This window comes from Burkholderia oklahomensis C6786 (genome assembly GCF_000959365.1).
GTDB lineage: Bacteria > Pseudomonadota > Gammaproteobacteria > Burkholderiales > Burkholderiaceae > Burkholderia > Burkholderia oklahomensis.
Window position 1 is genome coordinate 954,020 of sequence record NZ_CP009556.1, and the last position, 21,309, is coordinate 975,328.

The 21,309-nt window shown below is 69.1% G+C and carries 19 protein-coding genes and 1 pseudogene; 14 read left to right on the forward strand and 6 right to left on the reverse strand.

The window, feature by feature from the left end:
* Positions 1-265: 265 nt before the first annotated feature.
* From atpD to BG90_RS22160, 11 genes and pseudogenes are all read left to right on the forward strand, one after another.
* Positions 266-1,780 (forward strand): annotated as a pseudogene (atpD, locus tag BG90_RS22110) (F0F1 ATP synthase subunit beta); the annotation flags it as partial.
* 274 nt (positions 1,781-2,054) lie between these two features.
* Positions 2,055-2,510: a F0F1 ATP synthase subunit epsilon gene (locus BG90_RS22115; RefSeq protein ID WP_010120505.1), complete on the forward strand. Its 456-nt coding sequence runs from the start codon at positions 2,055-2,057 to the stop codon at positions 2,508-2,510.
* Complete coding sequence (locus tag BG90_RS22120) at positions 2,444-2,902, forward strand: AtpZ/AtpI family protein (protein ID WP_045568545.1); 459 nt, start codon at positions 2,444-2,446, stop codon at positions 2,900-2,902. Before BG90_RS22115 ends, BG90_RS22120 begins: the two co-directional genes overlap by 67 nt.
* Positions 2,895-3,203: an N-ATPase subunit AtpR gene (locus BG90_RS22125; RefSeq protein ID WP_010110454.1), complete on the forward strand. Its 309-nt coding sequence runs from the start codon at positions 2,895-2,897 to the stop codon at positions 3,201-3,203. Before BG90_RS22120 ends, BG90_RS22125 begins: the two co-directional genes overlap by 8 nt.
* The gene (locus BG90_RS22130; protein ID WP_010120494.1) at positions 3,200-3,901 is read left to right on the forward strand and encodes a F0F1 ATP synthase subunit A; all 702 of its coding nucleotides are present in this window, start codon (positions 3,200-3,202) and stop codon (positions 3,899-3,901) included. The genes BG90_RS22125 and BG90_RS22130 overlap by 4 nt, the downstream gene beginning before the upstream one ends.
* Positions 3,898-4,146 carry a F0F1 ATP synthase subunit C gene (locus BG90_RS22135; protein WP_004187193.1) on the forward strand — a complete coding sequence of 83 codons (249 nt, stop codon included), beginning with the start codon at positions 3,898-3,900 and terminating at the stop codon, positions 4,144-4,146. The genes BG90_RS22130 and BG90_RS22135 overlap by 4 nt, the downstream gene beginning before the upstream one ends.
* Positions 4,147-4,159: 13 nt before the next feature.
* A complete protein-coding gene (locus tag BG90_RS22140; RefSeq protein WP_045568395.1) occupies positions 4,160-4,909 on the forward strand; it encodes a F0F1 ATP synthase subunit B family protein in 750 nt (249 codons plus the stop codon).
* A complete protein-coding gene (locus BG90_RS22145; protein ID WP_010120488.1) occupies positions 4,893-6,704 on the forward strand; it encodes a F0F1 ATP synthase subunit alpha in 1,812 nt (603 codons plus the stop codon). The genes BG90_RS22140 and BG90_RS22145 overlap by 17 nt, the downstream gene beginning before the upstream one ends.
* On the forward strand, positions 6,701-7,552 hold the full coding sequence (locus BG90_RS22150; RefSeq protein ID WP_010120486.1) for a F0F1 ATP synthase subunit gamma: 852 nt from the start codon (positions 6,701-6,703) through the stop codon (positions 7,550-7,552). Before BG90_RS22145 ends, BG90_RS22150 begins: the two co-directional genes overlap by 4 nt.
* A 300-nt stretch (positions 7,553-7,852) precedes the next feature.
* Positions 7,853-8,878, forward strand: a complete 1,026-nt coding sequence (gene adhP / locus BG90_RS22155; protein ID WP_010110430.1) for an alcohol dehydrogenase AdhP — start codon at positions 7,853-7,855, stop codon at positions 8,876-8,878.
* A 446-nt stretch (positions 8,879-9,324) separates the two neighbouring features.
* Positions 9,325-9,684, forward strand: coding sequence for a hypothetical protein (locus tag BG90_RS22160; protein WP_010120484.1), 360 nt, complete (start codon positions 9,325-9,327; stop codon positions 9,682-9,684).
* A gap of 135 nt (positions 9,685-9,819) precedes the next feature.
* On the opposite strand, the gene BG90_RS22165 is transcribed toward BG90_RS22160, so the two are convergent.
* Positions 9,820-10,329 (reverse strand): hypothetical protein, encoded by a 510-nt coding sequence (locus BG90_RS22165; RefSeq protein ID WP_010110428.1) that lies wholly within the window; start codon positions 10,327-10,329, stop codon positions 9,820-9,822.
* 435 nt (positions 10,330-10,764) lie between these two features.
* Here BG90_RS22165 and BG90_RS22170 point away from each other — a divergent pair, with 435 nt between their 5' ends.
* The gene (locus tag BG90_RS22170; RefSeq protein ID WP_025990366.1) at positions 10,765-11,913 is read left to right on the forward strand and encodes an aromatic ring-hydroxylating oxygenase subunit alpha; all 1,149 of its coding nucleotides are present in this window, start codon (positions 10,765-10,767) and stop codon (positions 11,911-11,913) included.
* 121 nt (positions 11,914-12,034) lie between these two features.
* Here the strand turns inward: BG90_RS22170 and BG90_RS33580 are convergent, their stop codons facing one another.
* From BG90_RS33580 to BG90_RS22195, 5 genes are all read right to left on the reverse strand, one after another.
* Positions 12,035-12,199, reverse strand: coding sequence for an FmdB family zinc ribbon protein (locus BG90_RS33580; RefSeq protein ID WP_025990365.1), 165 nt, complete (start codon positions 12,197-12,199; stop codon positions 12,035-12,037).
* Between the two features lie 311 nt (positions 12,200-12,510).
* The gene (locus BG90_RS22180) at positions 12,511-13,635 is read right to left on the reverse strand and encodes an ABC transporter permease (RefSeq protein ID WP_010110424.1); all 1,125 of its coding nucleotides are present in this window, start codon (positions 13,633-13,635) and stop codon (positions 12,511-12,513) included.
* A 2-nt stretch (positions 13,636-13,637) separates the two neighbouring features.
* Complete coding sequence (locus BG90_RS22185; protein WP_010120480.1) at positions 13,638-16,871, reverse strand: ABC transporter ATP-binding protein/permease; 3,234 nt, start codon at positions 16,869-16,871, stop codon at positions 13,638-13,640.
* A complete protein-coding gene (locus BG90_RS22190; protein ID WP_045568396.1) occupies positions 16,868-17,941 on the reverse strand; it encodes an HlyD family secretion protein in 1,074 nt (357 codons plus the stop codon). Before BG90_RS22190 ends, BG90_RS22185 begins: the two co-directional genes overlap by 4 nt.
* Before the next feature lie 11 nt (positions 17,942-17,952).
* Positions 17,953-19,467 carry an efflux transporter outer membrane subunit gene (locus BG90_RS22195; protein ID WP_010120468.1) on the reverse strand — a complete coding sequence of 505 codons (1,515 nt, stop codon included), beginning with the start codon at positions 19,465-19,467 and terminating at the stop codon, positions 17,953-17,955.
* A 270-nt stretch (positions 19,468-19,737) separates the two neighbouring features.
* On the opposite strand from BG90_RS22195, the gene BG90_RS22200 reads away from it, so the two are divergent.
* Positions 19,738-20,613 carry a TetR/AcrR family transcriptional regulator gene (locus tag BG90_RS22200; RefSeq protein ID WP_010120466.1) on the forward strand — a complete coding sequence of 292 codons (876 nt, stop codon included), beginning with the start codon at positions 19,738-19,740 and terminating at the stop codon, positions 20,611-20,613.
* A 217-nt stretch (positions 20,614-20,830) separates the two neighbouring features.
* Positions 20,831-21,301, forward strand: a complete 471-nt coding sequence (locus BG90_RS22205; protein WP_010110418.1) for a universal stress protein — start codon at positions 20,831-20,833, stop codon at positions 21,299-21,301.
* Positions 21,302-21,309: the final 8 nt, after the last annotated feature.

Sequence of the window (21,309 nt, forward strand, 5' to 3'; positions counted from 1 at the left end):
GTCGCCCGCCGCGCGCTTCGACGGCATGCGTCGACGATCACTGACACGGCCACTGTAGCGACGCATAGATCTGTGGAATCTGATTTGCATCAATGGAAGCCGCTCGAATCGCGTAACGGCCGCGCAATCGTCGCGCATTGCGCCGCGCACGGATTCCGAGCGCGGATTCATCTGGCGATTTCCCGTTTGTTGACCGAGATCAGCCGGCATGCGGCGCGCGCCGTTATGGTGAAGCCATCGACGGACAAGTCAGACGGGAGCGACGGTGGCGGATCTGCATGCGACGAGCGGCATGGCTGCAACGCAAGCGGCGCGCGACGGACAGGTCGTCGCGGTGCGCGGCGCGGTCGTCGACGTCGCGTTCGACGGCGGCGCGCTGCCCGCGCTGAACGACGCGCTCGTGATCCCGATCGACGGCGCGGCGCCGATTTTCGCCGAGGTGCACGCGCACCTGAGCGACGCCGCGGTGCGCGCGCTCGCGCTCGGCCCGACGGGCGGGCTCAGGCGCGGCGCTTCCGTGCGCGCGACGGGCGGGCCGATCCGCGTGCCGGTCGGCGACGCGGTGCTCGGCCGCCTGCTGACCGTGACGGGCGAGCCCGGCGACGACGGCGCGGCGCTCGCGCCCGACGTCGCGCGGCGGCCGATCCACCGCGGCGCGCCGCCGCTGTCCGAGCAGAAGAGCTCGACCGCGCTGTTCGCGACCGGCATCAAGGTGATCGACCTGCTCGCGCCGCTCGCGCAGGGCGGCAAGGCGGCGATGTTCGGCGGCGCGGGCGTCGGCAAGACGGTGCTCGTGATGGAGCTGATTCACGCGATGGTCGAGCGCTATCGCGGGATCTCGGTGTTCGCGGGCATCGGCGAGCGCTCGCGCGAAGGGCACGAGATGCTGCTCGACATGCGCGGCTCCGGCGTGCTCGGCCGCACGGTGCTCGTCTACGGGCAGATGAACGAGCCGCCCGGCGCGCGCTGGCGCGTGCCGCTCACCGCGCTCGCGATCGCCGAGTATTTCCGCGACGAGCGCGCGCAGAACGTGCTGCTCCTGATGGACAACGTATTTCGCTTCGTGCAGGCGGGCGCCGAGGTGTCGGGGCTGCTCGGGCGGCTGCCGTCGCGGGTCGGCTACCAGCCGACGCTCGCGAGCGAGGTCGCCGCATTGCAGGAACGGATCGCGTCGGTCGAGGGCGCGGCGGTCACGGCGATCGAGGCCGTCTACGTGCCCGCAGACGATTTCACCGATCCGGCCGTCACCGCGATCGCCGCGCACGTCGACAGCATGGTCGTGCTGTCGCGCGCGATGGCGGCCGAAGGGATGTACCCGGCGATCGATCCGGTCGCGTCGTCGTCGATCCTGCTCGATCCGCTCGTCGTCGGCGACGAGCACGTCGAAGTCGCGATCGAGGTGCGCCGCGTGATCGAGCATTACCGCGAGCTGCAGGACGTGATCGCGCTCCTCGGCATCGACGAGCTCGGCGCGGACGACCGGCGGATCGTCGGCCGCGCGCGCCGGCTGCAGCGCTTCCTGACGCAGCCGTTCGCGGTGACCGAGGCGTTCACGGGCCAAGCGGGCGCGTCGGTCGAGATCGCCGACACGATCGCCGGCTGCCGCGCGATCCTGCGCGGCGACTGCGACGACTGGCGCGAGAGCTCGCTGTACATGGTCGGCACGCTCGGCGACGCGCGGCGCAACGAAGAGGCGGCGCGCGAAGCGGATGCGCGGCGCGATGGCGCAGGCGGGGCGGGCGGCGGCGGCGCAATGGCTGCGCGCGGTGGCGCGGCGGGCGGCGGCGGGAATGGGGCGGGCGAGAAGGATGCGGCGGGCGAGAAGGATGCGGCGGGCGAGGGCATGGGCGGCGCGGCGGTTGCTGCGGCTGGCGGCGCGGGAGGCGAGACGCCGGGCGCTGCACCGAGCGCCTCGAAAGGCGCGCCGCAAAACGGCCACGCGGGCGACGCGTCGTCCATGAACGCGGACGGTGCAACGAACGCAACGAACGCAACGACTCTCGCCCCCGAGCGCGATTCCGCTTCCGCCGCGCCGCCGCCGCACGGAGCGCCGCATGCCCGCTGAGCTGCGCCTCTCGATCGCGACGCCGGCGCGCGTGTGCGTCGACGGTCTGCCGATCGTGTCGCTGCGCGCCGAGGACGCGAGCGGTTCGTTCGGCATTCGCGCCGGCCACGTCGACTTCGTCACGCTGCTGCGCGCATCGGTCGCGCGCTGGCGCACCGCCGACGGCGCGACGCATTACGCCGCGCTCGACGGCGGCGTGCTGCGCGTGACGCGCGGCGCGCGGATCGAGATCGCGTGCCGCGAGGCGGTGCTCGGCGAGTCGCTCGCCGAACTCGACGCGATCGTGCGCGGCGTGCGCGCGACGCAGCTCGACGAGAAACGCCGCGCGCGCGTCGACGAGACGCGGCTGCACGCGCAGACGATGCGGCGGCTGCTCACATATCTGCGGCCCGAGCATTCGAAGGACGGCATGCACGCGCCGCTCAAGCCGGAGACGCTCGAATGACGAAGCCGCCCGCGCCCGACGCGAAGCGCGACGGCGAGCCCGGCGCACGGCGCGCGGCCCGATCCGACGCGCAGCCGGCCGCGCGGCCCGACGCGCACGGCCCGGCCGCCGACCGCGTCGAGCAGGCGGCGCGCACGGCCGCGCGGCGGGCGGCGCGCGGCGTGCGCGATCCGGAGCCGTCGCTCGGCAGGCGCCTCGCGCAGATCGGCGTGCTCGGCTGGACGATCCTCGCGCCGACGCTCGCCGCGCTCGCGCTCGGCCGCTGGCTCGATCGCGTGTTCGCGTCGCGCGTGTTCTTCTCCGCGCCGCTCTTGATGCTCGGCGCGGCGCTCGGCTTCTGGCTCGCATGGCGCTGGATGAAGGATCAACAAGACGGAGATCGCGATGACTGAAATTTGGGAAACCGCGCGCGCGTCGCTCGACGGCATCGCCGTCGCGATCGGGCTCGCCGCCGGACTCGCGACGGGCGCGTGCCATTTCGTGTCGCTCGGCTGGAACAGCCGCCTGTTCGTCGAAGGCCGCGCGGGCGCGGCGCTCGTGCTGCAGCTGGTGCGGATCGCGCTCACGGTCGCGGTGCTCGTCGTGCTCGCGCGCATCGGCGTCGACGCGCTCGTCGCCGGCTCGGCGGGGCTGTTCGTCGCGCGCACGTTCGCGATCCGCTGGGCGGGCGAATTGACGGGAGCGCGGCGATGAACGCGTCGCCGCTGTCGACCGTGCCGATGTTCTCGATCGGCCCCGTCGGCATCTCGGAGCCCGTGCTCGCGACGTGGGGGATCATGGCCGTGCTCGTCGCGCTCGCGCTCTTCGCGCGCAAGCGGCTGAGCGTCGACGCGCCGTCGCGGCTGCAGAGCGTGCTCGAGCTGTTCGTGTCGACGATCGACGCGCAGATCGTCGACACGATGCAGACGCCGCCCGCGCGCTACCGCGCGCTGATCGGCACGATCTTCGCGCTCGTGTTCTGCGCGAACAGCGCATCGCTCGTGCCGGGCGTCGAGCCGCCGACCGCGCATCTCGAGACCGACGCCGCGCTCGCGCTCATCGTGCTCGCCGCGACGCTCTATTACGGCGTGCGCGTGCGCGGCCTGCGCGGCTATCTCGCGACGTTCGCGGAGCCGACGTGGGTGATGATTCCGCTCAACGTCGTCGAGCAGCTGACGCGCACGTTCTCGCTGATCGTGCGTCTGTTCGGCAACGTGATGAGCGGCGTATTCGTGATCGGCATCGTGCTGTCGCTCGCCGGTCTGTTCGTGCCGATTCCGCTGATGGCGCTCGATCTGCTGACGGGCACCGTGCAGGCGTACATCTTCATGGTGCTGTCGATGGTGTTCATCGGCGCGGCCGTGTCCGGTGACGAAATTTCCGCGCCGCGGCGCGGGCAGGAGAACTCATGAACAATCTCATCGAAGTGGTCAGCATCGCGGCGGCCGCGCTCGCGGTGTCGTTCGGCGCGATCGGTCCCGCGCTCGCCGAAGGGCGCGCGGTCGGCGCGGCGATGGACGCGATCGCGCGGCAGCCGGACGCGTCCGGCACCGTGTCGCGCACGCTGTTCGTCGGGCTCGCGATGATCGAGACGATGGCGATCTACTGCCTCGTCGTCGCGCTGCTGCTGCTGTTCGCGAACCCGTTCGTCAAGTGACGAGGGGGCCGCGATGCGAATCGACTGGTCCACGCTCGCGTTGCAGGCGATCAACGTCGTCGTGCTCGTGTGGCTGCTGTCGCGCTTCCTGTTTCGTCCGGTCAGCGACATCATCGCGAAGCGCCAGGCCGCCGCGCGCAAGCTGATCGACGATGCGACGCACGAGCGCGACGCCGCGCGCGCCGAGCACGAGCGCGTGCATGCCGAGCGCGCGTCGCTCGCCGCGGCGCGCGACGACGCATTGAAGGCGGCACTCGCGCAGGCGGCCGCCGAGCGCGAGCGCTTGATCGAGCAAGCGCGCGCCGATGCGCAGGCGCTGCGCGACGCGGCGCGCGCACAGGCGGAAGCCGACGCCGCGCAGCGCGCGAAAGAGCTCGACGCGCGCGCGACGCGCCTCGCGGTCGACATCGCCGCGAAGCTGCTCGCGCGCTTGCCCGACAGCGCGCGCGTCGCGGGCTTCGTCGACGGCGTCGCGGCGTCGCTCGCGCAGCTGCCGGCCGACGTGCGCGCGGCGCTCGCCGCCGACGACGCGCAAGTCCAGCTCGTCGCGCCGCGCGCATTGACCGCGCAGGAAGCGGCCGCATGCCGCGCGGCGTTCACGGCGAGCGTCGGACGACCGCTCGAGCCGGACGTGCGCGTCGATCCGGCGCTGATCGCGGGGCTCGAGCTCGAATCGAAATACGCGAACGTGCGCAACAGCCTGCGCCAGGATCTCGCGACCATCGAGGCGGCATTGCTGAGCGACGATGACGGCGACCACTGACGCAACCGATGCAGCCTGGCTCGCGCGTCGCCGCGATGCGCTCGCGCGAGTGGCGCTCGCGCCCGTCGCGCAGGCGGTCGGACGCGTCGAGCGCGTCGCGGACGGAATCGCATTCGTGTCCGGGCTGCAGGACGCGATGCTCAACGAAGTGCTGCGCTTCGACGGCGGCGTCGCGGGCTTCGCGCATACGCTCGACGAGGATCTGATCAGCGTCGTGCTGCTCGATCCGGACGCGAGCGTCGAAGCGCAGGCGGCCGTCACGCGCACGGGCGCGGTGCTCGAAGTACCGGTCGGCCCGCAACTGCTCGGACGCGTCGTCGATCCGCTCGGCCGTCCGCTCGACGACGGCGCGCCGCTCGGCACGACGGACACGCTGCCGATCGAGCGCCCCGCGCCCGCGATCATCGACCGCGATCTCGTCAGCGAGCCGCTCGACACCGGCGTGCTGATCGTCGACGCGCTCTTCACGATCGGGCGCGGCCAGCGCGAGCTGATCATCGGCGATCGCGCGACGGGCAAGACGTCGCTCGCGATCGACGCGATCGTCAACCAGCGGCATTCGAACGTGATCTGCGTGTACATCGCGATCGGCCAGCGCGCGAGCGCGGTGCGGCGCGTGATCGACGCGGTGCGCCGCTACGGCGCGCCCGAGCGCTGCATCTTCGTTGTCGCGCCGGCCGCGTCGGCGCCGGGGCTGCAATGGATCGCGCCGTTCGCGGGCTTTTCGATCGCCGAGTATTTCCGGGATCGCGGGCAGCACGCGCTCGTCGTCGTCGACGATCTGACGAAGCACGCGGCGACGCACCGCGAGCTCGCGCTCCTGACGCGCGAGCCGCCCGGCCGCGAAGCGTATCCGGGCGACATCTTCTACGTGCACGCGCGCCTGCTCGAACGCGCGGCGAAGCTGTCCGCGAAGCTCGGCGGCGGGTCGCTTTCCGCGCTGCCGGTCGCGGAAACCGACGCGGGCAATCTCGCCGCGTACATCCCGACGAACCTGATCTCGATCACCGACGGGCAGATCGTGCTCGACTCGGCGCTGTTCGCCGCGAACCAGCGGCCGGCGGTCGACGTCGGCCTGAGCGTGAGCCGCGTCGGCGGCAAGGCGCAGCATCCGGCGCTGCGCAGCGCGTCGGGGCGCTTGCGGCTCGACTACGCGCAGTTCCTCGAACTGGAGGCGTTCACGCGCTTCGGCGGGCTCACCGACGCGCGGCTGCGCGCGCAGATCACGCGCGGCGAGCGGATTCGCGCGTTGATCACGCAGCCGCGCTTCCGCGCGCTGCGCACGCTCGACGAAGTCGTGTTGCTGAAGGCGCTTGCGGCGGGCGTGCTCGATGCGATGTCGACGGATCGCGTCGCGCCGCTGCGCGACCGGCTGCCGTCGTGGCTCGACGCGCGGGTCGCGGCGCTGTCGCCGGCGGGCGCGCCGCCGCGTGACTGGCTCGCGGACGACGCGGCGCTCGCGACGCTCGCGGAGTCGGTCGGCGAGCTGGTCGAACGGATCACGGCCGATGCGGCGGATCGCGCGGCGGGACACATGCGCGCGGAAGACGCGGCGGGCGACGTCGGCGGCGCGCCCGATCGTTCGTTCGATCGTTCGCTCGACCGCTCGCTCGATGGCGACGCCGGAACCGAAGCCGAAGGCGACGCTGAAGCCGACGCCAACGCGAAAGCCAACGCCGACGCGAAAGCCAAACCCGAAGCCAAGCCCGAAGCCAAACCCGAAGCCAAACCCGAAGCCAAACCCGAAGCCAAACCCGAAGCCAAACCCGAAGCCGACCCGGAGCGCAAGCGATGAGCGACAAGCTCGCCGCGATCGAAGCGCGCACCGACACCGCGCGCCAGTTGCAGACGGTGATCGGCGCGATGCAGGGCGTCGCCGCCGCGCGCGCGCACGAGGCGCAGCAGCGCTTGCCGGGGATCCGCGCATCGGCGGCGACGGTCGGCGCGGCGATCGGCGATGCGCTGTCGGCCGGCGCGCCTTCGCTCGAAGCCGCGGCCGCGCGACGCGGCGCCCCGCGCGCGCGGCTCGTCATCGTGCTGTGCAGCGAGCAGGGCTTCGTCGGCGCGTACAACGCGCAGCTGATCGAATATGCGACGCGGCCCGATGCGGCGGCCGCGACGCGCGAATACATGATGGTCGGCACGCGCGGCGCGATGCTCGCCGAGGCGGGCGGCGTGCCGCTCGTCTGGAGCACGCCGATGGCGTCGCACGCGGACGACGTCGTGCACCTCGCGAACCGGATCACCGACGCGCTGTACGCGCATCTCGCCGAGCGCGGCGCGCAGCCGGTGTCGATCGTCCACGCGATGCCGGCCGCGGCGCAGCGGCTCGACGTGATCGAGCGCCGCCTGCTGCCGTTCGACTACACGCGCTTCGACACCGAGCCGCGCGCACAGCCGCCGCTCGTGCATCTGCCGCCCGCGACGCTGCTCGCGGAGCTCGCGCAGGCATACGTGTTCGTCGAGCTGTGCGATGCGGCGATGCTCGCGTTCGCGGCGGAGAACGAAGCGCGCACGCGCGCGATGATCGCCGCGCGCGAATCGGTCGAGCGCACGCTCGGCGAGCTGTTGCAGGCCTACCGGATCGCACGGCAGGACGAGATCACGGCGGACATCGTCGAATTGGCGTCGAGCGCGTTGTGAATGCGGTTGCGCCGCGCCCGCGCCCCGCGCGCTGAAACGACCGGCGTCCGTGGCTGAGCGCGACGCATGCACGTGCGCGGTGAGCGCTGCGCGCGACGCGGGCGCGCGCATGCACGGCGAACGGCCGCACGCCCACCGGATCGCGGGCCGCCGCGCGCGACTGCGCGCGGCGACATCCCGCAACGGGAGCGAATCGTCAACGAGACCGCGCGGCGCGCCGGGCGCGGTTGACGCACGTCAATGACCGGCGCCATGCGTGATCGATACTCGATCGGTCATCGAACCAACCAGGAGCGACTGATGGCGCAATACATGAAAGCGGCGGTGGTGCATGAATTCGGCGAACCGCTTCGCATCGAGGAAGTCCCCGTGCCGACGCCCGGACCGGGCCAGATTCTCGTGAACATCAAGGCATCGGGCGTGTGCCACACCGATCTGCACGCGGCCGACGGCGACTGGCCCGTCAAGCCGACGCTGCCGTTCATTCCGGGACACGAGGGCGTCGGCTTCGTCGCGGCGGTGGGCGAAGGCGTCAAGCACGTGAAGGAGGGCGATCGCGTCGGCGTGCCGTGGCTCTATACCGCGTGCGGCCATTGCGAGTATTGCCAGACCGGCTGGGAGACGCTGTGCCACGAGCAGCAGAACACCGGCTATTCGGTGAACGGCAGCTACGCGGAGTACGTGGTCGCCGATCCGAACTACGTCGGCCATTTGCCGAGCAACGTCGCGTTCGACGAGATCGCGCCGATCCTGTGCGCGGGCGTGACCGTCTACAAGGGCATTCGCGTGACCGACACGCGCCCCGGCCAATGGATCGCGATTTCGGGGATCGGCGGGCTCGGGCACGTCGCGGTCCAGTATGCGAACGCGATGGGGCTGCACGTCGTGGCGGTCGACGTCGCGCCGGAGAAGCTCGAGCTCGCACGCAAGCTCGGCGCGAAGTTCGTCGTCGACGCGTCGACGAGCGATCCCGCCGCGGTGATCCAGAAGGAAATCGGCGGCGTGCACGGCGTGCTGGTGACGGCCGTGTCGCGCGGCGCGTTCGCGCAGGCGCTCGGGATGGTGCGGCGCGGCGGGACGGTCGCGCTGAACGGGCTGCCGCCCGGCGATTTTCCGCTGCCGATCTTCTCGACGGTGCTGAACGGCATCACGGTGCGCGGCTCGATCGTCGGCACGCGACGCGATCTGCAGGAGTCGCTCGATTTCGCGGCCGAAGGGCTCGTTCGCGCGCATATCCATCGCGACAAGCTCGAGAACATCAACGACATATTCGCGTCGCTGCGGGCGGGGAAGGTTGACGGACGGATCGTGTTGACCGGGGAGTGAGGTGAACGGCGCGGGCGGCGGGACCGCCTGCGCTGGACGGATCGGGCATCGCCTCGGATTTTGCGCCTCCTCTGGCGCCTGTCGTGGCGCAAGCCGGAGCGTTTCGCGAGGACGCTCGGCATCGGGATGAGATGAAGGCGTGAAGAATCGAGGCGAAGCTTCCCGGGCATTCGATCATGATGGCGTCGCGGGACAAGCGGAAATAAAATGATCAATTGACGGCGGCGCACTACGCGATGCGCGCGCAGTGCGCCGCTTTCGATGCCGGATCGACGATTGCCGCCCGAGCGGCAGGCGTTCGAGCGATGACGAGGGTGTAACGAGTCGGCGCTGCTTGTCGATACTGCCGACGAACAATTCAAAAAAACATGTGCCAAATAAGAATCCATGTCGACCAGCGCACGCTGGCGTTTTACGGGGTGAGTCACGCGGAATTCGAGAGAAGATTGCGCGACGAACTTGCTTTCACCGAATCGATGGGTTGCGAGATCGACGTCGTACCGGATGCCCGGGATACGGATCACATTCAGTTTCCGGAAGCATGCACGATGATTTCTGCACTCGGAATCGCGCCGGAAGATCTGGAGGAATTGAAGCGCGGCGTTCATCGCGCGTGGGAAGGCATTCCGAAGACATTCTCGCAAGGCGGGGCGCGGTACCGAATCCTGCCGGCGGCGGACGGCGGTTGCGCAATCATTGACGAGACGCGACCCGAAGCCCCGATTTTCGCGGGCGCGTGGTACCACGTCGTGCGATTCCTGCGATTGACGTTCGCGCGCTCCGGACATCAGGACGATTCTCGCTAGACCGCCGTATCTGGCGGACGCCGTCACGAAGGACGGGCTGCGCCCGTCGTCCGGGGCATGCCGCGCGGCGCATCGTCGGCGCGCGGTGCGCTTCGGCATGCGCGCGGGCTCGTCGTCGCGGCGTTCCGCTTCGTATCAAGGAAAGGCGGGAATAGTCGGATCGGTCCCTTCCAGATGGGCATCCGGATGATGCTGCTTGATCAGCGCCTCGATTTCCTCGACGCGGTCGCGGTGGACGTCGATCATCATCAGCAATTCGCCATTCTCGACGGCGTCCTCGAAGTGTTTCAGCCGGGTATTCGGCACACTCACGCCGATCATCGTGCCGACCCACGCGCCGAACCCCGCGCCGGCGATCGCAAACGCGACTACCGCGCCGCCCGCGATCGTGAGGCCGGCGGGCGGAAACGCGATCGCGGCCAAGCCCGCGAGCGCGCCGGTGACGCCGCCGGCAGCGGTTCCACGAGCGAGCGCGGGCAGCAGATCGCTGCTTTGGGCGATCGACGCTTCGGGCAGATTCTCCAGCGGAATCCTGTCGTTCGCGACGACGTGAATGCGCCGCCATTCGATGCGCTTGAGCAACAGTTCGTCGACGATCATTCGTGCCGTGTCCGCGTCGGGCAGCAGGAAATAGATCCGTCTCATGATGACCTCTGTCAGGGTTCGCCTGAACGCATGCGTCGGACCTGTGATTTCGATGACGTTCTACCCGGCGAGCCGCCTGCGCGATAGGCTTGTTTTTTCGTGGTTTATGTAACGAAGTCTAGGTGAAACGCAAGCTTCGGCAAGGCTCGTGCTGCGCGGTTGCCGGGCACGCAGGAGCGTGCCGGCGCGCCCGGTTTGCGTCGCGCGTTCCGGCGATTTGTCGAGTTCTTCGTAGATCTGCGGGGAGACGAAGGTCGCTTATCGGTCCACATCGGCACTTCATCGCGGATCCGTACCGGTGAGTGATTGAATTCGCCATAGAAAACGGACCTTCATCCCTCCCCGATTCGCGTAGACTGCATCGGATCTCCCGTTCGCTCATTCTTTTGCTTGTGGCGACGGTCGAAGCTCCCGTTATGCAAGGAGGCGTCACGCATGCATGCAGGCCCTTTGCTGGATAGCAGCGCCATCGATCCGGTCGCCAGCGCACCCGTGCGCGACTTGCGCCGCGTGCCTATCCATCCCGATCACTGGTATCCACTGGCGTGGTCGAATGAGGTCAAGCGGGGCAAGGCCCTCGGGGTGCACTTTGCCGGCGATCCGATCGTGCTGGTGCGTACCCGGTCCGGCACGATATTCGCGCTGGAAGACCGTTGCGCACACCGACAGGTTCCGCTGCACGCGGGCGTGGTGGAAGGCGAGTCCATCCGCTGCGGCTATCACGGCTGGACCTATGACTGCAGCGGCCACTGCGTCGACGTGCCATACATTGGCCGAGCGCGCCTGCCCAACGGCGTGCGTGCCTATCCGTGCCGCGAGGCGCACGGTCTGATCTTTGTCTTTCCCGGTGATGCGGCGCTTGCCGAAGAGCGGCCGCTGCCCGCGCTGGCTTCGGCGGCGGACAAGGCGTACAAGACGCGCCGTTTTGGCCGCGAGGTCAAGTGCCACTACTCGTTCATGCACGAGAACCTGATGGATATGAACCACCAGTTCCTGCACCGGCGGCGGATGGGTCAGATGCGCGCGCGTTCCCTCGGCCGCAGTCGCGGCGAGGACTGGGTGGAAGTGAAGTACACGTTCGCGCGCATGGCAGGCAAGCAGCCAGTGGGCGAGGCGCTGGTGTTTGGCGCCAGCAAGCAGCGCGGCGAGCAGGACGACAAGGACGTGATGACGGTGCGCACCGGCTATCCGTACCAGACCCTGCAGATCCGCTCGGGCGACGGCACGTTGGTGATGGACCTGTGGATCGTCTATGTACCGCTCGATGCGGCGCAGCGCACCAACCGCACGTTTGGCCTGCTTTCCATCCGCAAGCCCGGCATTCCGTTTGTGCTGGACCTGGCATGGCCGCTGCTGGTCTGGTTCACGGAACGCATCTTCGAGGAGGACCGCTGGATCGTCGAGCGCGAGCAGGAGGCCCACGACAGGCAGGGCGCGGACTGGAACCACGAGGTGTTTCCGGTCATCAACGAGTTGCGCGACCTGCTGCGCAATTGCGGCGGGCGCACCGTGATACCGATCCGAGAGGCGGCGACACGGCCTGACGCCGAGGCCAATGTGGCAGTGAGGGCGAATGACGCCTGATGGCCGGTCACGCTTAGCTGGCGCACAAGTTTCATACGCCGCCGCTTACCCACCGGGCAGCCGTCCCTTGCTTCGAGAAGGATCGCCCGTCAAAAAGCGAACGGATGGTGGTGGGCGGCGTTCAGCTTTTTCTCGACGTCTTTGCGACAAACGGCGTCGGTATGTGTTGAACCTGTTCGCTTCCGCACTTGGGGCAGTTCGGATGAGCGGTTTCATGCTCCGCGAGATGTTCAACGTGTTCGAACGTCTCGCCGCACTTCTCGCAACGGTATTGGTAAGTCGGCATGGCATCTCTCCAGCACGGAACCTGCACGTGCTGCGACGGACGAAGCCCGGATGGCGCGCAGCACCCCAACGGAACATTGTAGTGCTGGAGATGGTGCAACACTAATCGTTCATTCGTGGTTGGCCTCGGCCTGTCGTCGAGGGGGGTACGTGACCCGTTGCTGCCTGTCGAGCCGTCACATTTTCAATGGCAGGTGGAGTGTAGGAAACTGGCCGAACCCAGCCCACAACCGCCTCGCGCCCCCAGCGAACACCGCCAACCATTCCTTAGCATCTTCACCGCATTCCCCAACAACCCTCGCCGATCCTTCTCTAAGCCATCTGCCCAATCGTCTTCCGAAACCGCTTCAACGACAGCAGAAACAGCACAGTCCCGATCACCGCGAGAAGCAGGAACTGCCGCCACACGGTCTCGATCCCCGCGCCGCGATAGAGAATCGCCTGGCCGATCTCGACGAAGTGCGTCGTCGGCGCGGCGAGCATGATGTTCTGCACCGCGAACGGCATGCTCTCGCGCGGCGTCAGGCTGCCCGACAGCAATTGCAGCGGCAGCAGCACCAGCACCAGCAGCATCCCGAACTGCGGCATGCTGCGCACGAGCGTCGCAAGAAAGATCCCCATCGACGTCGTCGCGAACAGGTGAATCGCCATCCCCACGACGAACAGCGCGACCGAGCCCTCGATCGGCACGTGCAGCGCGCCGCGCACGACGAACGTCAGCGAAAACACCGCCGCGCACGCGACGACGAGCCCCATCGACCACACCTTCGCCATCATGATCTCGCCCGGCGTCACCGGCATCACGAGCAGGTGCTCGATCGTCCCGTGCTCGCGCTCGCGAATCAGCGCCGCGCCCGTGAGCACCATCGACAGCAGCGTCACGTTGTTGATCACTTCCATCAGCGAGCCGAACCACGTCTGGTCGAGGTTCGGGTTGAAGCGCATGTGCATCGCGATGTCGACGGGCGGCGTCGCGTTCGTCCGGTAGCGCCGCACGAAGTCGTCGATCTCGCCGCTCACGATCTGCTGCACGTAGCCGTTGCCCGTGAACGCCTGGCTCATCCGCGTCGCGTCGACGTTCAGCTGGATCTGCGCGGGCCGCCCCGCGAGCACGTCGCGCTGGAAGTTCGGCGGGATGTCGAGCGCGAACGTGAAGTCGCCCGCGTCCATCCCGCGGTCCGCCTCCGCGAGCGTCACCATCTTCGGCAGCGCGAACTGCGGCGGAAAGAACGCCGACGCGATCCGCGCGGACAGCGGCGACGCGTCCTCGTCGATGATCGCGATCGGCGCCATGTGCAGCGTGTCCGGGCGCGCGGTCGCGGCCGAGTAGATCGACACGGTGAACGTATAGGCGATCAGCACGAGCAGGATCGGGTCGCGCACGAGGCTCCACAGTTCCTTGACGCCGAGACGGTAGACAATCGCGAGGCGCTGCATGATCAGCGTTCCTGTTTTTTCAAGAGCAGTATGGTCGCGCCGAGGATCACCGGCACCGATGCGGCGAGCGGCCAGAACTGCGAGTAGAGATCGGGGAGCGACAGCGCCTTGTTGAACACGCCGCGGCTGATCGACAGCATGTAGGTCGCCGGATAGACGAGGCCGATGAAGCGCCCGGTGCCCTCGAGCGACGACAGCGGCGTCAGCAGGCCCGCGAACTGCACGGTCGGAATCATCGTGCCGATGATCGTCATTACGATTGCGGCGACCTGGCTGCGCGTGAACGTCGATGCGAGGAGGCCGATGCCCGTCGCGACGACGTTGAAGATCAGCACCGCGAGCAGCAGCGTCATGAAGCTGCCCTTGACCGGCACGTCGAACGCGATCCGCGCGAGCACCGTCATCAGCAGGAAGTTCAGCATCGCGAGCACGACGTACGGCACCTGCTTGCCGATCAGGAATTCCGTGCGCGTGACGGGCGTCACGTACAGGTTCAGGATCGAGCCGAGCTCGCGCTCGCGGACGACGGCGAGCGCCGTCAGCATCGCGGGCAGCATCAGCAGGAGGAGCGGCATCACGGCGGGGATCATCGCGGGCAGGCTCTTCACGTCCGGGTTGTAGCGATAGCGCGTGATGATGTCCGCGCGCGGCGCGGGCGTCATGCCGAGGCGATGCCGCGCCTGGTCGTAGAGCCACATCGTGTGCATGCCGATCGCGTAGCCGCGGATCGTCTCCGCGCGCTGCGGCATCGCGCCGTCGATCCACATGCCGATCTGCACGGGCGCGCCGCGTTCGACGTCGCGCGCGAAGTTCGGCGGGATCTCGATCGCGAGCGACAGCTCGCCGTTGCGCATCCGGCGATCGAGCTCCGCGTAGTCGGACAGCGTCGGCCGCTCGACGAAGTAGCGCGAGCCGGACAGGTTCAGCGCGTAGTCGTGGCTCAGCTCGGTCTGGTCGCGGTCGAGCACGGCGTAGGTCAGGTCCTCGACGTCGAGGCTGATGCCGATGCCGATCACGCACATCAGCACGAGCGAGCCGATCAGCGCGAGCGTCGCGCGAACCGGATCGCGGCGCAGTTCGAGCATCTCGCGCCACATGTAGCTAAGCGCGCGCTGGGCGCTGAAGGCGCGATGGGGCGGGTCGTTCGCGTCGGGTTCGGATGGCGGCGAAGCGACGAGCGGGGCGGGGGCGTCGGGGGCTCCGGATATGGCGCGTGACGCGGCGCCGGCTCCGTTTCGGGTTTGGGTTTCGAGTTCGATTCCGGCGCCGGCGACGGCATCGCCGCCGGCCGAGGTGACGGCATCGTGACGGGCGTGGGCATCGCCGCCGGCCACGGTTTTTGCTTTCGCTCCCGTTTCGACGCCGACTTCGGCTCCGGATTCGGCTCCCGTTTCGGTTTCGCCGCGGATTTCGCCTTCGGCTCCGGCATCGGCGCGGTCCTTTATTTCGTCTCCGACCGGAGCTTTGGCCCGGGCGCTTGCTTCGTCTGCCGCGCCGATGTCGGCCGCGCGCTTCACGTCGGCTCGACCGCCGACCGCGCCGCCGGCTCGCGCGCCGGCTCTTGCGTTCGCATCGGCGCGAGTATCGGCATCGGCATCGGCATCGGCATCGACATCGGCATCGACATCGGCATTCGCGCCGGCCGCGCGTTGCGGATGCGCGGAACTCGCCCCTCCCGCCGCGTCGCCGCCGTCCTGCGCCTCCGCCGACGCGTCGACGAGATACCCGATGAACGCGTCTTCGAGCGTCGCCGCGCCGCGCGCGCGCACGAGCTCCGCGGGCGAGTCGCTCGCGAGCACGCGGCCCGCGTGCATCAGCGAGATCCGGTCGCAGCGCTCCGCTTCGTTCATGAAGTGCGTCGAGATGAAGATCGTCACCTGATCGCGGCGTGCGAGATCGATCATCAATTGCCAGAAGCCGTCGCGCGCGATGGGATCGACGCCCGACGTCGGCTCGTCGAGGATCAGCAGCTCCGGCTTGTGGACCATCGCGACCGCGAGCGACAGCCGCTGACGCATCCCGAGCGGCAAGCTGTCGGGCAGCGTGTCGTAGATGTCGGTGAGGCCGAAGCGGCGCGCCATCTCGTCGACGCGTGCGCCGATGCCGGCGGCCGGCACGCCGAAGAGGCGCGCGTGCAGCACGAGGTTCTGCCGCACCGTCAGCTCGCTGTAGAGCGAAAACGCCTGCGACATGTAGCCGACGCGCCGGCGCGTGTTGATGTCCTTCGGATCGACCGGCTTGCCGAACAACTGCGCGTCGCCTTCGGTCGCGGGCAGGAGGCCCGTGAGCATCTTCATCGTCGTCGATTTGCCGCAGCCGTTCGAGCCGAGGAAGCCGAAGATCTCGCCGCGGCGGATCCGGAAGCTCACGTGATCGACCGCGGTGAAGTCGCCGAAGCGCATCGTCAGGCCGCGCGCTTCGATCGCGATGCCCGCCTGCGCGTCGGCGCGCAGCGGCTCGATCTTCACCGGCTTGTGATCGCGCCGCTTGTCCTCGGGCAAGAGCGCGATGAACGCCGCTTCGAGCGTGTCGCAGCCGGTGCGCGCGAGCAGCTCGGCGGGCGCGCCCGTCGCGAGCACGCGGCCCGCGTCCATCGCGATCAGCCAGTCGAAGCGCTGCGCCTCGTCCATGTACGCGGTCGCGACGATCACGCTCATCGTCGGCCGCTCCGAGCGGATCCGCGCGATCAGATCCCAGAACTGCGCGCGCGCGAGCGGATCGACGCCCGTCGTCGGCTCGTCGAGGATCAGCAGGTCGGGATCGTGGATCAGCGCGCAGCACAGGCCGAGCTTCTGCTTCATCCCGCCCGACAGCTTGCCCGCCGGCCGCGACAGGAACGGCAAGAGGCCCGTGCTCTGCGTGAGCGCATCGATCCGGCGGCGGCGCTCGCCGGCGTCGTGGCCGAACAGGCGTGCGAAGAACTGCAGGTTCTCCTCGACCGACAGCGTCGGATACAGATTCTTGCCGAGCCCCTGCGGCATGTATGCGATGCGCCGGCACACGCGCTCGCGATGGCGGCGCGAGCGCATGTCGCCGTCGAGCGCATCGACGCCGCCCGTCTGCAGCGCGCGCGCGCCGGACGCGAGCGCGAGCAGGCTCGACTTGCCGACGCCGTCCGGCCCGATCAGGCCGATCGTGAGGCCGGCGGGGACGTCGAGCGTGATCCGGTCGAGCGCGACCGTCTTGCCGTAGCGCAGGCTGACGTCCGTGAATCGAACGACGCTCGGCGTGCTCACTGCGGAACCTTGACCATCAATTGCGCGGGCCACGGCTTGCTCTGGTCGACGCGGACCCACGCGACGCCGGGCAGCCCGGTCTTCACGAGCTTCAGATGTTTTTGCAGCAGCTCGCGGTCGATCCGCGCCTTCACTCGGAACATCAGCTTTTGCCGCTCGTTCGCGGTCTCGACGGTCTTCGGCGTGAACTGCGCGGTGCTCGCGACGAACGACACGGTCGCGGGAATCACGTAGTTCGGCGCGGCGTCGAGGATGATCCGCGCATCGGCGCCGAGCGCGACCTTGCCGACGACCGTCTCCGGCAGGAAGAACGTCATGTAGACGTCGGACAGATCGACGAGATTCAGCACCTTGCCGCCCGCGGGCAGCACTTCGCCCGGCTGCGCGACGCGGTATTGAACGCGGCCGTCGCGCGGCGACACGAGCTCGCTGTCATTGATGTCGGCCTGCACGCGCGCGACGGTCGCATCGGCCGCCGTCACCGCCGAATGCGCGGCGACGAGCTGCGCTTCGGTCGCCTCGATCGCGGCCTGCGCGGCGGCGGCCTGCGCGGCCGCCGCGGACACGGCCGCTTGCGCGCTGCGGCTGCGCGCGCGATCGTCGTCGAGCTCCTGCATCGACGACGCGCCTTCGCGCGACAACGTCTCCGACCGCACGAGCCGGCGCTTCGCGGCGTCGAGCTCGCTCTCGCGCAGCACGACCATCGCCTGCGCGGCCACCTTGTCGCTCCGGCGCTGCGCGACCTGCGACTCGATGCCGGCCGCCGTGTTCAGCGCGCGCTGCCGCTGCGCGGTCGCTTCGTCGTACTGCGCGTGCAGCACCTGGATCTCCATCTTCGCGAGCGGCTGGCCCGCCTTCACGAAATCGCCTTCGTCGACGAGGATGTCGTCGATGCGGCCGGGCAGCTTCGTCGCGACATCGATCTCGGTGGCCTCGATGCGGCCGTTGCCGCTCGCGAAGCCGTTGCCCGGGCCCTGATGGCGCAACAGCGTCCAGCCGTAGTAACCGCCGAGCGCGACCGCGACGACGGCGGACGCGGCGACGATCTGCTTCCTGGTGACCTGGATCATGACAACGGACCTTATTTCACTGAGGGTTCGGTGGAGGAGGACGATGGCGCGGCGTCGCGCGCGGGCTCGGCTAGATTGCCGCCGAGCGCCGAGTACAGCGCGACGCGGCTCGACAGCAGCGCGCGGCGCGTCTGCACGAGCTGCTGCTGCGCGCTCAGCAAGTCGCGCTGCGCGTCGAGCACTTCGAGAAAGCGCGCGGCGCCGCTGTCGTAGCGCAGCTTCGCGAGCCGTGCGCGCTCGGACTGCGTCGCGAGCGTGTCCTGCGCGATGCGGACCTGATCGGCGAGCCAGTGGCGCGCGGCGAGCGCGTCGGCGACGTCGCGAAACGCCGACTGGATCGTCTTCTCGTACTGCGCGACCGCTTCTTCGCGGCGCGCCTTCGCGAGCTTCAGGTTGCCGATGTTGCGGCCCGCGTCGAAGATCGGCATCGACAGATTCGGAATGAAGTTCCACGCGGTCGTGCCGGACGCGAACAGGTTGTGCAGCTCGGTGCTGCCGGTGCCGATCGAGCTCGTCAGCGCGATGCGCGGGAAGAACGCCGCGCGTGCGGCGCCGATGTTCGCGTGGGCGGCGCGCAGCTGATACTCGGCTGCGACGACGTCGGGGCGGTTCGCCAGCAGCGCCGACGGCAGGCCGGGCGCGAGGTTCGGCGCGATGCTCGCGTCGACGAGCGACGCGGGCGTCTGCGCCGGCGCGCTCGCGCCGACGAGCAGATCGAGCGCATGCTGCTGCACGTCGCGCGCCTGCTGAAGCTGCGAGCCGAGCGTCTGCGCCTGCTGCAGCAGGATTTCCGATTGCGTCAGATCGAGTTTCGAGATCGCGCCTTCCTCGTAGCGGCGCCGGAAGATCCGCAGCGAATCGCGGCGGCTCGCGATCGTCTCGTTCGTCAGCGCGAGGCGCTCGTCGTACGCGCAAAGCGACAGATACGCATCGGCGACCTGGCCGATCAGGCTGATCGTCACCGCGCGGCGCGACGCGTCGCTCGCGAGGAACGAATCGAGCGCGGCGGCCTTCAGGTTGCGCACGCGGCCCCAGAAGTCGATCTCCCACTGGACTTCGCTGAGCGACGCCGAATACAGCTCGCCGAGGATCGGGTTCGGCAGCAGCAGGCCGCCCGGCTCGCGGAAGCGGATGTACGCGGCGTTCGCGGTGATCGTCGGAAACTGGTCCGCGCGGCGGATCCCGTACATCGCGCGCGCTTCCTCGACGCGCTGCGTCGCGATCCGCAGATCGCGGTTGTTCGCGAGCGCGGTTTCGATCAGCGCTTGCAGCCGCGGATCGACGAAATACTGGCGCCAGTCGAATTGGTCGAGCGCGCGCGCATCGGCGCCCGTCGGGTCGGCCGGATAGGCCGGATAGGCAGCGGGCACGGGCGGCGGCTGGCGCGCGTAGTCGGGCGCGAGAGACAGGCAGCCCGACACGGCCGCGCACAGCGCGAGCGCGGCGGCATGCCGCGACACGCGGTGCGCGATGCGGTGTCGCCGCTGATGCCGTTCGTCGTGGCGCGCATCGTTGCGCATGGTCATATCCTCGGTGGTCGATGAAGCCGACTGTTCTTCGTGGACGCCGCGCGCGCTCCCGAAAATGCTCACCGTCGCGCGACGCTCTCTCGTGTCCCTTTATATCCGACGATTACCGTGTCTTATCTTGATCTGAGTCAGTGAGATACCGACTGGTCAGTTTTTAAGATGTCGCCATGCCCGATTCGGGTGCGCCCGCCGCGCGGACGTCGCGCATCGCGAAACGAAACGACACAACGAACGGCCGCCCGCAGGGCGGCGAAGCGGCGACGGACCATGCGAAACCGGAACGGCATCGAGCAGGCGGCGACGGCGCGCGAAGCGGCACCGGCCAGGCCGCCGCGCTGCCGGCTGCCAGCCGACGTGCGCGTCAACCAGATCCTCGACGCGGCGCTGGCCGAGTTTTCCGCGAGCGGCTTCGCGGGCGCGCGGATCGACGACATCGCCGCGCGCGCGGGGATGTCGAAGGGCGGCGTCTACACGCACTTCGGCAGCAAGGACGAGATTTTCGACGCGCTGATCGAGCGCTCGCTGATGCCGCCGCTGCCGGCGACTTCGAAGGCAGCGAAGGCGTCGCAGGCATGGAAGACGGCGCGGTCGGCGCGCCGGTCGGCGGGCGCGCGGAAGCCGGGCATCGCGAACGCGCAACGCGCGGCGTACGCGCAGGGCCTTTACGCGCAGGGTCCTGTGAGCGGATCGAACGCGGCCGACGCACACAATGAGCCGAGCGCGTCGCGTCCGCCGGCCGCGTCGAATTCGCCGGCGGCTTCGTTCGCGCCGGCCGGGCCCGCTTCGCTCGCGGCGATCGTCGATCTGCTCGCGGGCGATCTCTATGCGTGGTCGACGAGCGAGCCCGTGATCGCGACGCTGCGTCTGTTGATCGCCGAAAGCCGGCGCGCGCCGCATGCGGTCGAGCGCTGGCGGAAGCGGGTCGAGCGCGCGGTCGCGACGGCCGTTGGCCGGCTCGTGCGGCGAGGCGTCGAGGCGGGCGAGTTTCGCGACGGCGTCGCCACGCGCACGCCGCTTCTGCTCGTCGCGCCGCTCACGCACGCGTGCCTGCGGCAGGCGCTGCGCGCGGCGCCCGCGACCCGGCGCGAGGTTGCTGCGTCGCGGCGCGACTACGCGCGTTTCATCGAGGAGCTGTTGACCTGACGAAATGCACGAATCCGGATGCCGCGCGGCGGAAGCTTGACGGAAGTCAACTTTCCGTGCGCAGAACCCCCCGATCATGAACTCATGTTTTCGGCATCCCGAACGGTTCCTCGCAACGATGGAGGATTCCGATGCGAACGGCGGTTTTTCTCGATGCGCCCGAAAGCGCCGGATCGCCGGATCGCCGAAACGACATCGACTTGAATCAGGAGGTTTTATGTATCAGAAGATCATGGTGGCGCTCGACGGCAGCGACATCTCGAAGCGCGGCCTCGACGAAGCGATCAAGATCGCGAAGGCGACGGGCGGACGGGTTCATGCGGTGTACGTCGTCGACAAGTCGGTGGTGTTCAGCTACGCGGGCCATTTCGACCCGAACGCGCTTCTCGAAGGTTTTCGCGACGACGGCCGCAAGGCGCTCGGCGAAGCGGAAAAGGTGATGGAGGCCGCGCAGGTGAAGGGCGAAGCGGAGCTGTTCGAGACGGCCGGCATCGGCGAGGAAATCGCCCAGGCGCTCGAGCGCTGCGTGAAGCAGAACGGCGCGGATCTCGTCGTATTGGGCACGCACGGTCGCCGCGGCGTGCGGCGCGTCGTGCTCGGCAGCGTCGCCGAGCGCTTCCTGCGCACGTCGCACTGCCCGGTCCTGCTCGTGCGGGGCGAGGAAGCCGAGCGTCAAGTGGAATTGTGAGCGCGTTT

Coding starts and splice junctions, on each gene's coding strand:
- BG90_RS22115 (WP_010120505.1), top strand. CDS start 2,055: ATGCCCGCTGAGCTGCGCCTCTCGATCGCGACGCCGGCGCGCGTGTGC.
- BG90_RS22125 (WP_010110454.1), top strand. CDS start 2,895: ATGACTGAAATTTGGGAAACCGCGCGCGCGTCGCTCGACGGCATCGCC.
- BG90_RS22130 (WP_010120494.1), top strand. CDS start 3,200: ATGAACGCGTCGCCGCTGTCGACCGTGCCGATGTTCTCGATCGGCCCC.
- BG90_RS22135 (WP_004187193.1), top strand. CDS start 3,898: ATGAACAATCTCATCGAAGTGGTCAGCATCGCGGCGGCCGCGCTCGCG.
- BG90_RS22140 (WP_045568395.1), top strand. CDS start 4,160: ATGCGAATCGACTGGTCCACGCTCGCGTTGCAGGCGATCAACGTCGTC.
- BG90_RS22145 (WP_010120488.1), top strand. CDS start 4,893: ATGACGGCGACCACTGACGCAACCGATGCAGCCTGGCTCGCGCGTCGC.
- BG90_RS22150 (WP_010120486.1), top strand. CDS start 6,701: ATGAGCGACAAGCTCGCCGCGATCGAAGCGCGCACCGACACCGCGCGC.
- adhP (WP_010110430.1), top strand. CDS start 7,853: ATGGCGCAATACATGAAAGCGGCGGTGGTGCATGAATTCGGCGAACCG.
- BG90_RS22165 (WP_010110428.1), bottom strand. CDS start 10,329: ATGAGACGGATCTATTTCCTGCTGCCCGACGCGGACACGGCACGAATG.
- BG90_RS22170 (WP_025990366.1), top strand. CDS start 10,765: ATGCATGCAGGCCCTTTGCTGGATAGCAGCGCCATCGATCCGGTCGCC.
- BG90_RS33580 (WP_025990365.1), bottom strand. CDS start 12,199: ATGCCGACTTACCAATACCGTTGCGAGAAGTGCGGCGAGACGTTCGAA.
- BG90_RS22180 (WP_010110424.1), bottom strand. CDS start 13,635: ATGCAGCGCCTCGCGATTGTCTACCGTCTCGGCGTCAAGGAACTGTGG.
- BG90_RS22190 (WP_045568396.1), bottom strand. CDS start 17,941: ATGATCCAGGTCACCAGGAAGCAGATCGTCGCCGCGTCCGCCGTCGTC.
- BG90_RS22195 (WP_010120468.1), bottom strand. CDS start 19,467: ATGACCATGCGCAACGATGCGCGCCACGACGAACGGCATCAGCGGCGA.
- BG90_RS22200 (WP_010120466.1), top strand. CDS start 19,738: ATGCGAAACCGGAACGGCATCGAGCAGGCGGCGACGGCGCGCGAAGCG.
- BG90_RS22205 (WP_010110418.1), top strand. CDS start 20,831: ATGTATCAGAAGATCATGGTGGCGCTCGACGGCAGCGACATCTCGAAG.